Source organism: Spongiactinospora gelatinilytica (genome assembly GCF_003236385.1).
In the GTDB taxonomy this organism is placed as follows: Bacteria; Actinomycetota; Actinomycetes; order Streptosporangiales; family Streptosporangiaceae; genus Spongiactinospora; species Spongiactinospora gelatinilytica.
This window is the reverse complement of the sequence record NZ_POUA01000315.1, coordinates 1-9278: the sequence shown is the minus strand read 5'-3', so window position 1 is coordinate 9278 and position 9278 is coordinate 1. Positions and strand designations below refer to the sequence as shown.

The window sequence follows — 9278 nt, the reverse complement described above, 5'->3', positions numbered from 1 at the left end:
GGTCAGGTGGTGGTGGGTGCCCTCGAAGGGGGAATCGTCGCCGGACCACATGCGCAGGGCGATGCGCAGGGTTTCGTCCAGGCGCTCGTAGCGTTCGGCGAGCGGTGGCAGAGGCAGGCCCATGGCGTCGGCCTCGCGCTGGTGGTAGCCGGTACCGACGCCCAGCCAGGCCCGCCCGCCGGACAGTACGTCGAGCGTGGTCACCGCCTTGACCAGCAGGGTGGCCGGACGGAAGGTCACGCCGGTGACCATGGTGCCGAGCCTCACCCGCTCGGTGCGGGCGGCGGCGAAGCCGAGGACGGTGTACGCCTCCAGCATGTCGGTCTCGTCCAGACCGGCGTTCGGGTCGGCCTGGACCAGGTGGTCGGAGACCCACAGGGTGTCGATGCCGCTCTCGTCGGCGGCCTCGGCGAGCCGGAGCAGCTCCTCGCGGATGCGCCGCGGCCCGCCCGGCCATGAGTAGTTGGTGACGTTGATGCTGACTCGCATGACGGCTCCTCACCAGCCCGACGTGTGGCCTGCGGGGGGCTTGAGCGGACCGAGGTGGACGCCCGCGATGAGCCAGCGGTCGTCAGGGCGGACGGCGGCGATGGAGACGCGGAAGCGGTCCGAGACGTCCCGTCCCTTGGCGGTGGTCTCCTGGACGTCCACGCCGACGACGTAGGCGGCGGTGCCGTACTCGTACACCTTCGGGTCTTCGATCACGAAGGACCGGTTGACCAGCCCGTGTCCGAACCGGCCGAGCCACTGGTCGCGGCCGAGGACGAAGCCCAGCGGCCCCACGCCCACGAAGTCATCGGCGAGCAGTGCGCCGAGCGCGACGGGGTCGTTGGCCTCTTCGGCGGCGGCCCAGCGGTTGACGAGGTCGAGTACGTCGGTGGCTGCGGTCATCACAAGCTCCTGAAATTTGTAGGGTCACTCTGAACATAGGGTAACTCTACCTTCTTTGCTACTCTGAAAGCATGGGACTTCGGGAGTTCAAGAAGGAGCAGACGCGGCGGCTGCTGATCGAGACGGCCTGGCGGATGTTCAGCGACCGGGGCTTCGAGCAGGTGAAGGTGGCCGAGATCGCCCGCGCGGCGATGGTCTCCGAGGCCACCGTGTTCAAGTACTTCCCCACCAAGGAGGGCTTGTTCTTCTCCGGCCTCGAGGACTTCGGCGACCGCCTGATCGCGGCGGTGCGCGAGCGGGAGCCCGGCGAATCCGCGCTCGTCGCCTGCCGCCGCTTCCTGCTCGGCGGCATCGGCGGGCTGCTCGCCCAGATCGAGTCGGGCGACGCCCAGGCGCTCGACCGGCTGCGCACGGTGAGCCGGGTGGTCGCCGAGAGTCCCACCCTCCAGGCCCGCGAGCAGCAGGTGATCGCCGGATACACCGAGGCCCTGGCCGGACTGCTGGCCGAAGAGGTCGGCGCGGGCGACGACGACATCGGCCCGCGCGTGGCCGCCAACGCCCTGATCGGCGCGCACCGCACGCTCATCGGCGAGGTCCGCCGCCGGGCGGCCTCCCTCGACGACCCACGGATGTTCGCCACGGACGTCCATCGGGCGGGCACCCACGCCTTCGCGCTGCTGGAACACGGCCTGCGCGACTACGCCATCAAGCCGGCCGCCGCGCCACAGTGACTTCCGATACGGGAGCGGCCTTACCGACTCGCCTGGCTTTTGTGGCCCATGGGGCAGGATTCAACCCATCGACACACAGGGGCGACGCTACAGACACTCTTCGTGAGCGAAGTCGTTTCCGAACCGAGAGGACCGCTATGCCGACCGCACGCATCGCCGCAGGCAGCACCGCTCCGGGACAGGGTTGGCAGCCCTATGGCGCCAACGGCATCTACATCGATGTGAACACCACCTCCGGCCGGTTCACCGGCGCCCCGATCTACGTCAGCTCGGTGGGCGGCACCGGCACCCAGTGGGGCCTGGTCGGGCCCAGCGCGATCTACTCCCCCACCGCCACCGGCTTCCGGGTCTACGTGCAGTGGCGTGACGGGGCGGGGCTGACGCCGGCCCACGCGCAGCAGTACGGCTGGCACATCAACTGGATCGGCTACGACAACCCGTGACCGAGGGTGCCGGGCGTGCCGCGAGCGGCACGCCCGGCACACCCCACCGCCCCCTGCGCCGGCGACTGACCAAAGTGACCGATACGGTCAGTCTGTCAAGAATCACGCGTCGATGAAGGGGAGCGTCATGGCGGACACAAGCGGGCGCGGACGTGCGCTGGTCGTCGGGCTCGGGATCGCGGGCCTCGCCACCGCACTGCGACTACGGCGGGTGGGCTGGGAGCCGGTACTGATCGAACGGGCCCCGGAACGCCGCTCGAGCGGGTACTTCGTCATGCTGTTCGGTACCGGGGTCACCTCGGCCCGGCGGCTGGACGTGCTGGAGGCGATCGGCAACCGCAGCAGCCCCGCGCTCGCCTCCTACGAGGTGGACCGGGCCGGGCGGCGCACCCCCGGCCTGAGCCCGGCCGGCCTGCCCGGCAAGCCCCGGGTGCTGATGCGCGGCGACATCGAGCAGGCGCTGTTCTCCGAGTTGCCGGACGATGTGGAGATCCGCTACGCCACCGTGCCCACCCAGATCACGCAGGACGACTCCGGGGCGGAGGTCACCCTGCGCAACACCGCCTCCGGCGACACCGTCACCGAGCGGTTCGACCTGGTGGTGGGCGCCGACGGGATGCGTTCGACCGTGCGGGAGCTGGTCTTCGGGCCACAGAGGTACCTGCACCCGCTGAACTACATGATCGGCGCGACCGTGGCGGACGGTCCGGTCGAGGGCTTCGGCCTGAACGACGGCGTGGTCCTGGCCGAGCCGGGACGTTCGGTGTGGGCGTTCGCGTTCCGCGATCACGGACCCGGCCTGCTGTTCTCCTATCGCACCAACGACATCGACGCCGAGTTCGGCCAGCCGGCGATCGAGTCCATCCGCGCCGCGTTCGGCCCGCAGCGACCGGGCCGTCTGCTGGAGAACCTGTTCACGGCGTTCGACAATGCCCCCGAGCACCTGTTCGACTCGGTGAACCAGGTCAGGATGCCGCGCTGGCACCGCGGGAGGGTCGTGCTGGTCGGCGATTCCGCCTGGTGCCTGACCCTGTACTCGGGCATGGGCGCCTCCAGCGCCATTGCCGGAGGCGAGCTGCTGGGCACCCTGCTGCGGCGGCACTCCGCGGACATTCCGGGCGCACTACGGGCCTGGGAGGCCCGGATGCGTCCGTTCATCCACAAGGAGCAGAGCGGCGTGCTCGCCATGCGCACGCTGTTCACGCCGCACGACCGCAGGGAGCAGTTCCGCCGCACGCTGATGATCCGCCTCATGCGCAACCGGGTCACCGGGCCGGCCATGGGCCGGATAATCGACATGAGCAACAAGGAGTTCGACGTAGCCGCCGTGTGACTCCGACGCGACGGCGAAAGTACTCGACCGCGAAAGCAGAGGGACGGCCCAGGTGACCCGACTGATCGAGTACCAATCGCGGAAAGCCGCCCGCATTTTGGACAGCACCCGCGAACTGGTGCTCGACCACGGCGTGCGCAAGGTCACCGTCACCGAGATCGCCCGGGAGGCCGGGGTCGGCAAGGGCACCGTCTACCTGTACTGGCCCACCAAGGAAGACCTCATCCTCGGGTTGTTCGCGCGCGACCTGCTGACCTTCCTGGACGAGGCCATCGCCTGCGTCGTCGCCGACCCGGCCACCGTACTGCCGCGCCGTTTCGGGCCGCTGCTGATCCGCACGGGCCTGAAACTCCCGCTGGCCCGCCGCCTGTACCGCAGCGAAGCCGACCTGCTGCGGCTGTTCACGCAGCAGGCCGGCTACGGCGAACTACTCGCCCGCACCACGCCCAACGCCATGTGCGAGGCGGGCATGCCGATCCTGCACCGGCACCACCTGATCCGCCGCGACCGCCCGTTGCAGGACCTGACCTACATGGTGCACGCCGTGACCACCGGGTTCCTCACCGCCATCGCCGACCCGGCCGGCGCGCCGCCCGGGCCGACCGACCCTGACGTGGTCCTCGCCGACACCCTGGCCCAACTGCTCGATCCGCCCGCCGCCCCGGCGGCGTCGGCCATCGCCGCGGCCGCCGCCGAGACCGTCGCGGTGATGCGCGAGATCCGGGAGGCGGTACTGGAACTCATCGACCGCAGCCAGACCCCCGGCAGTGACTCGTGACCCGCTTCAGGTGAGGCCGGCCAGGCGCTCCAGGGAGGCACGGACGGCGGTCACCGGCCCTTCGCCGGGCGAGGGCTCACGGCTGAGGGCCGTGTCGGGGGCCACGACGTGCCAGCCGTCGTATCCGGAGCCGGAAAGGGCGGCCACGACGGCGGCGGTGTCCAGTTCGCCCTGGCCGAGCGGGCGGAAGAGGCCGGCGTGGACGGCTTCGGTATAGGTCAGGTTTCCGGCCCTGAACTGCGCGGAGAACTCGGCGTCCACGTCCTTGAGGTGGACCTGGGCGATCCGCCCGGGGGCCGCGTGGACGAGCGCGGCGGGGTCGGTGCCGCCGAGCAGCAGGTGGCCGGTGTCCAGGCAGAGCGGTATGTCGGATTCGTCGAGGACGCGGCTCACCTCGTCGGCGCTCGCGACCGCGGTTCCCGCGTGCGGGTGGAGCACCACCCTGCGTCCGAACCGCCCGCCCTCGGCGACGATCTTGCCGAGGTTCGACAGGAGGGTCTTCCAGCCGGTCGAGTCGAGGACCGGGCGCAGGTCGTAGTCGGTGCCGTTGGCGACGGCGGCGAAGATGGCGATCTCGACGTCGCCGTCGCGGTATCCGCGCAGCGTGGCCCGTACGTCGGGCACCGGGTCGAACGCGGGATCGTGCAGCACGAGCGGGGTGAACCCGCCGATGCCGCGCAGGCCGTACTCGGCGAGCAGCGCGGCGCGGCGCGCCGGCGAGGGCGGCAGGAAGCCGGGCGGGCCCAGCTCGGTGGCGGTGAACCCGAGATCGCGCATCTCGGCGAGCACCCGGGCGCGGTCGAGCTGGTACCCCCAGCCGGGCATCGCACTGACGCCCCACGCGATGGGAGCCCCCGCGGTCTTCATCGGATCACCTCCGTGACGCGGCCCGTACACCCGGCACGCCCGACGCGTCCTCGATCGTGCTCGATCCGTTCACCTCCCCGTTTCCAGCGCGTGGAAACCCGTTCGAGCCGGAGGTCAGAGCGCGGCGGCCAGGGCGCGTACGGCGGGGTCGGCGCGGTGCGGCGGGAGGCGGGCGAAGCCGACCACGACGGCCCCGACGTCGGGCCGCGAGCGCATCGGGGCGGCCGGCTCGGCGATGATCCCCGCGTCGCGGGCCGCCTCGGCGACGCGCTCCTCGCGCGTCCCCTCCGGAAGCTCCACGTACACGTGCAGGCCCGCCGCCACCCCGCGCACCCGGAACTCCGGCAGGTGGGCGGCGACCGCCGCGACGAACGCGTCTCTGCGCCTGCGGTACTCCCGGCGCATCCGCCGCAGGTGACGGTCGTACTCGCCGCTCGCCAGCAGGTGCGCCAGGGCGTACTGCTCGATCACCGGCGAGCCGAGGTCCAGGTCGGCGCGGGCCTGCCTGACCCGCTCGCTGAAGCCGCGCGGGGCGACCACCCAGCCCAGCCGCAGGCCGGGGGCCAGCGGCTTGCTCACCGAGCCGCACAGCGCGACCCGGCCCGGGTCCAGGCCCTGGAGGCAGCCCACAGGGTCGCGGTCGAAGCGGAACTCCGCGTCGTAGTCGTCCTCCAGGACCAGCGCGCCGGTCTCGGCGGCCCAGGCCATCAGGTCGGCCCGGCGTCCGGGCGAGAGCACCACTCCGGTGGGGTACTGGTGGGCGGGGGTCACCAGTACGGCACGCGCCCGCGTACGGGCCAGGGCCTCGACGTCGATGCCCTCGTCGTCCACCGGAACGTGGACCAGGTCGGCGCCCGACGAGGTCAGCAGGGGAACCTGGCGGGCGGCGGTCGGGTCCTCGACGGCCAGCCGTACGCGGGAACCGGGCGACTCACCTGCCAGCAGCCGGATCGTGATGGCCAGGCCCTGGGCCACCCCGCCGACCACGATCAGGTCCGTGGGCACGATGTCGGCGGCGCGGACCCGCCCCAGGTAGGCGGCCAGTTCGCGGCGCAGGCACGGCACCCCGCCGGGGTCTGAGTAGTCGAACGCGTCGCTGGTCATCGTGGACAGGGCGTGGCGCAGCGCGGCCAGCCAGCGTTCGCGCGGGAACTCCGTCAGGTCGGGGGTGGTCGCCCGCTCGCCGTGGTAGGCGTGCGGCGGCATGGTGTCATGGGCGGGGCCGCGGGCCGCGGCGGCGGGCGCGACGCGGGTGCCCGCCCCCACGCGGGAGATCAGGAAGCCCTCGGCGACCAGCCGTTCGTACGCCTCGACCACGACGCCCCTGGAGACGCCGAGGTCTCTGGCGAGGTCGCGGCTGGCGGGCAGCCGCGCGCCGGGGGCCAGCCGGCCCTGCCGTACGGCGGCGCGCAGCTCACCGGCGATCTGCGCGGTCACGCCGCCCGCCGTACGGTCCACGGAGAGGTGGAGATCCGCCAAATGGTCCTCGATTCTGCTCACTGATTGGACCATCCAAGCGGGCCAATCGGTTTCTAGTATCTCCCCCTATGGGTTCCATGGGGGGTGCTAACGGGCGGAACGTCATGATGGCGTCCGCCGCGATGTTCATGGTCGGGACGCTTGCCGGGGTGTCCGACCTGATCAACGGATTTCCGGTGTACGGCGGGCAGGCGGTCCGCTACGCCATCGGCACGCTGGTGCTGCTGGCCGTCGCCCGGCTGCTGGGGCAGCGGTTCGTACGGCTCACCCCGCGTGAGACCGTGCTGCTGGTGCTCCTGACGCTGACCGGGCTGGTGCTGTTCAACGTGGCGGTGATCGAGTCCACCAAGCACGCGGGGCCCGCTCTGGCGGGTACGGTGCTGGGCACGGTCCCGCTGGTACTGGCGCTGGTGGGCGGGCGCCGTCCGGCCCCGCACGTCCTGGTGGGGGCGTCCGTGGTGGTGGCGGGGGCGACCGTCGCCACCGGGCTGGGCACCGGCAACCTGCCGGGGCTGCTGTGGTCGCTGGTGGCGCTGGCCTGCGAGGTGTCCTTCTCGCTGCTGGCCCTGCCGCTGCTGCCCAAACTGGGGGCGGTGCGGGTCTCGGCGTACACGACGGCGCTGGCGGTGCCGCTGTTCCTGACGCTCGGGCTGGTCACCGACGGGGCGACGATCTTGCGGACCCCGACCGTCGCCGAAGGGCTCGGCTTCGCATACCTGTCGATCGTGGTCACCGTGCTGGCGTTCTTCCTCTGGTACACGGTGCTGCCGAGGCTCGGCCCGGCGCGGGCGGGGCTGTTCGCGGGCATGATCCCCGTCGGCGCGATCGCCACCGGCGCGGTACTGGGCCTGGCCACGCCCACTCCGGCCGACCTTGCCGGGGCGGGTCTGGTCATCACGGGCATCGTCATCGGCCTGTACGGCAGGCGTCCCCGCCCGGCGCCCGCCGAGGAGCCGGCGGTTGTCCACAGGCAGCCGGTCGGGTGAACCGCGAGTTATCCACAGGTGGCCGATCCCGTGACACGCGAGCGCCTTGGCGGCCTTAATCTCGACTCGCAAAGGGACCACTGAGGAGGACGACGCGACGATGCCCGAGTTCGACTACACCGACCTGCTGCCGCTGGGCCCCGACGAGACCGAATACCGGCTGATCACCACTGAAGGGGTGCGGCGGGTGGAGGCCGCCGGGCGGTCCTTCCTGGAGGTCGAGCCGGAGGCGCTGCGCCGGCTCACCGGGGCGGCGATCCACGACATCTCGCACTACCTGCGGTCCTCCCACCTCGCCCAGCTCCGCAAGATCGTCGATGATCCCGAGTCCAGCGGCAACGACCGCTACGTCGCGCTCGACCTGCTGAAGAACGCCTCCATATCGGCGGGCGGCGTGCTGCCCATGTGCCAGGACACCGGCACCGCGATCGTGATGGGCAAGCGCGGCAGGCACGTGCTGACCGACGGCCGCGACGCCGAGCACGTCTCGCGCGGGGTCTACGACGCCTACACGACGCTCAACCTGCGCTACTCGCAGATGGCGCCGCTGACCATGTGGGAGGAGAAGAACACCGGCAGCAACCTCCCGGCCCAGATCGAGCTGTACGCCGAAGACCCCGGCGGCCACCCCGACGAGTACAAGCTGCTGTTCATGGCCAAGGGCGGCGGCAGCGCCAACAAGTCGTTCCTCTACCAGGAGACCAAGGCGGTGCTCAACGAGCGGCGCATGCTGGAGTTCCTGGAGGAGAAGATCAGCTCGCTGGGCACCGCCGCCTGCCCGCCCTACCACCTGGCGGTGGTGGTGGGCGGCACGAGCGCCGAGTTCGCGCTGAAGACCGCCAAGTACGCCTCGGCCCGCTACCTGGACGCGCTGCCCACCGAGGGGTCCACCAGCGGGCACGGCTTGCGCGACCTGGAGCTGGAGAAGAAGGTCTTCGAGCTGACCCAGGGGCTGGGCATCGGCGCGCAGTTCGGCGGGAAGTACTTCTGCCACGACGTGCGGGTGATCCGGCTGCCCAGGCACGGCGCGTCCTGCCCGGTCGCCATCGCGGTGTCGTGCAGCGCCGACCGGCAGGCGCTCGCCAAGATCACCCCTGAGGGCGTGTTCCTGGAGAAGCTGGAGACCGACCCGGCGCGGTTCCTCCCCGACACCACCGACGAGCATCTCGGCGGCGACGTGGTGCGGATCGACCTCAACCGCCCGATGTGGGAGGTCTTGGCGGAGCTGTCGCAGCACCCGGTGAAGACCCGCCTGTCCCTCAACGGCCCGCTGGTGGTGGCCCGCGACATCGCGCACGCCAAGATCGCCGAGCGGCTCGACGCGGGCGAGCCGATGCCCGACTATCTGAAGAACCACGCGGTCTACTACGCGGGCCCGGCCAAGACCCCCACCGGCTACGCCTCCGGCTCCTTCGGCCCCACCACCGCCGGCCGGATGGACTCCTACGTCGAGCGCTTCCAGGCGGCCGGCGGCTCCCTGGTCATGCTGGCCAAGGGCAACCGCTCGACCCAGGTCACCGAGGCGTGCCGGCGCAACGGCGGCTTCTACCTCGGCTCCATCGGCGGCCCGGCCGCGCGGCTGGCCCAGGACTGCATCAAGAAGGTCGAGGTGCTGGAGTACGAGGAGCTGGGCATGGAGGCGGTCTGGAAGATCGAGGTGGAAGACTTCCCGGCCTTCATCGTGGTCGACGACAAGGGCAACGACTTCTTCGACCGACGCCGCCAGGACGGCGGAGCCACCTTCATGGGCATCCCCACCCGCCCCCGCAC

Annotated in this window: 10 protein-coding genes; 6 read left to right on the top strand and 4 right to left on the bottom strand. The window is 71.4% G+C overall.

Annotated features, from left to right (window positions below; translation table 11 throughout):
• Nucleotides 1-489 (bottom strand): LLM class flavin-dependent oxidoreductase (locus tag C1I98_RS29710; protein ID WP_146607701.1); only part of this gene is annotated, 489 nt, incomplete at its 3' end.
• A 9-nt stretch (nucleotides 490-498) separates the two neighbouring features.
• Nucleotides 499-891, bottom strand: coding sequence for a nuclear transport factor 2 family protein (locus C1I98_RS29705; protein WP_111170705.1), 393 nt, complete (start codon nucleotides 889-891; stop codon nucleotides 499-501).
• Nucleotides 892-962: 71 nt separating this feature from the next.
• Here C1I98_RS29705 and C1I98_RS29700 point away from each other — a divergent pair, with 71 nt between their 5' ends.
• From C1I98_RS29700 to C1I98_RS29685, 4 genes are all read left to right on the top strand, one after another.
• Nucleotides 963-1622 carry a TetR/AcrR family transcriptional regulator gene (locus C1I98_RS29700; protein WP_111170704.1) on the top strand — a complete coding sequence of 220 codons (660 nt, stop codon included), beginning with the start codon at nucleotides 963-965 and terminating at the stop codon, nucleotides 1620-1622.
• A gap of 137 nt (nucleotides 1623-1759) precedes the next feature.
• Nucleotides 1760-2065: a hypothetical protein gene (locus tag C1I98_RS29695; RefSeq protein WP_111170703.1), complete on the top strand. Its 306-nt coding sequence runs from the start codon at nucleotides 1760-1762 to the stop codon at nucleotides 2063-2065.
• Between the two features lie 127 nt (nucleotides 2066-2192).
• Nucleotides 2193-3398, top strand: a complete 1206-nt coding sequence (locus tag C1I98_RS29690; RefSeq protein WP_111170702.1) for an FAD-dependent monooxygenase — start codon at nucleotides 2193-2195, stop codon at nucleotides 3396-3398.
• A gap of 52 nt (nucleotides 3399-3450) precedes the next feature.
• Nucleotides 3451-4176, top strand: coding sequence for a TetR/AcrR family transcriptional regulator (locus tag C1I98_RS29685; protein WP_111170701.1), 726 nt, complete (start codon nucleotides 3451-3453; stop codon nucleotides 4174-4176).
• Nucleotides 4177-4182: 6 nt separating this feature from the next.
• Here C1I98_RS29685 and C1I98_RS29680 read toward each other — a convergent pair whose 3' ends face one another.
• Both C1I98_RS29680 and pdxR read right to left on the bottom strand, forming a co-directional pair.
• Complete coding sequence (locus C1I98_RS29680) at nucleotides 4183-5043, bottom strand: sugar phosphate isomerase/epimerase family protein (RefSeq protein ID WP_111170700.1); 861 nt, start codon at nucleotides 5041-5043, stop codon at nucleotides 4183-4185.
• 114 nt (nucleotides 5044-5157) lie between these two features.
• On the bottom strand, nucleotides 5158-6543 hold the full coding sequence (gene pdxR, locus C1I98_RS29675; RefSeq protein WP_233508296.1) for a MocR-like pyridoxine biosynthesis transcription factor PdxR: 1386 nt from the start codon (nucleotides 6541-6543) through the stop codon (nucleotides 5158-5160).
• 83 nt (nucleotides 6544-6626) lie between these two features.
• Between pdxR and C1I98_RS45170 the strand changes: the two genes are divergently transcribed.
• Both C1I98_RS45170 and C1I98_RS29665 read left to right on the top strand, forming a co-directional pair.
• Nucleotides 6627-7508 carry a DMT family transporter gene (locus C1I98_RS45170; protein ID WP_111170698.1) on the top strand — a complete coding sequence of 294 codons (882 nt, stop codon included), beginning with the start codon at nucleotides 6627-6629 and terminating at the stop codon, nucleotides 7506-7508.
• A 100-nt stretch (nucleotides 7509-7608) separates the two neighbouring features.
• Nucleotides 7609-9278 (top strand): fumarate hydratase (locus tag C1I98_RS29665; protein WP_111170697.1); only part of this gene is annotated, 1670 nt, incomplete at its 3' end.

Coding starts and splice junctions, on each gene's coding strand:
- C1I98_RS29705 (WP_111170705.1), bottom strand. CDS start 891: ATGACCGCAGCCACCGACGTACTCGACCTCGTCAACCGCTGGGCCGCC.
- C1I98_RS29700 (WP_111170704.1), top strand. CDS start 963: ATGGGACTTCGGGAGTTCAAGAAGGAGCAGACGCGGCGGCTGCTGATC.
- C1I98_RS29695 (WP_111170703.1), top strand. CDS start 1,760: ATGCCGACCGCACGCATCGCCGCAGGCAGCACCGCTCCGGGACAGGGT.
- C1I98_RS29690 (WP_111170702.1), top strand. CDS start 2,193: ATGGCGGACACAAGCGGGCGCGGACGTGCGCTGGTCGTCGGGCTCGGG.
- C1I98_RS29680 (WP_111170700.1), bottom strand. CDS start 5,043: ATGAAGACCGCGGGGGCTCCCATCGCGTGGGGCGTCAGTGCGATGCCC.
- C1I98_RS45170 (WP_111170698.1), top strand. CDS start 6,627: ATGATGGCGTCCGCCGCGATGTTCATGGTCGGGACGCTTGCCGGGGTG.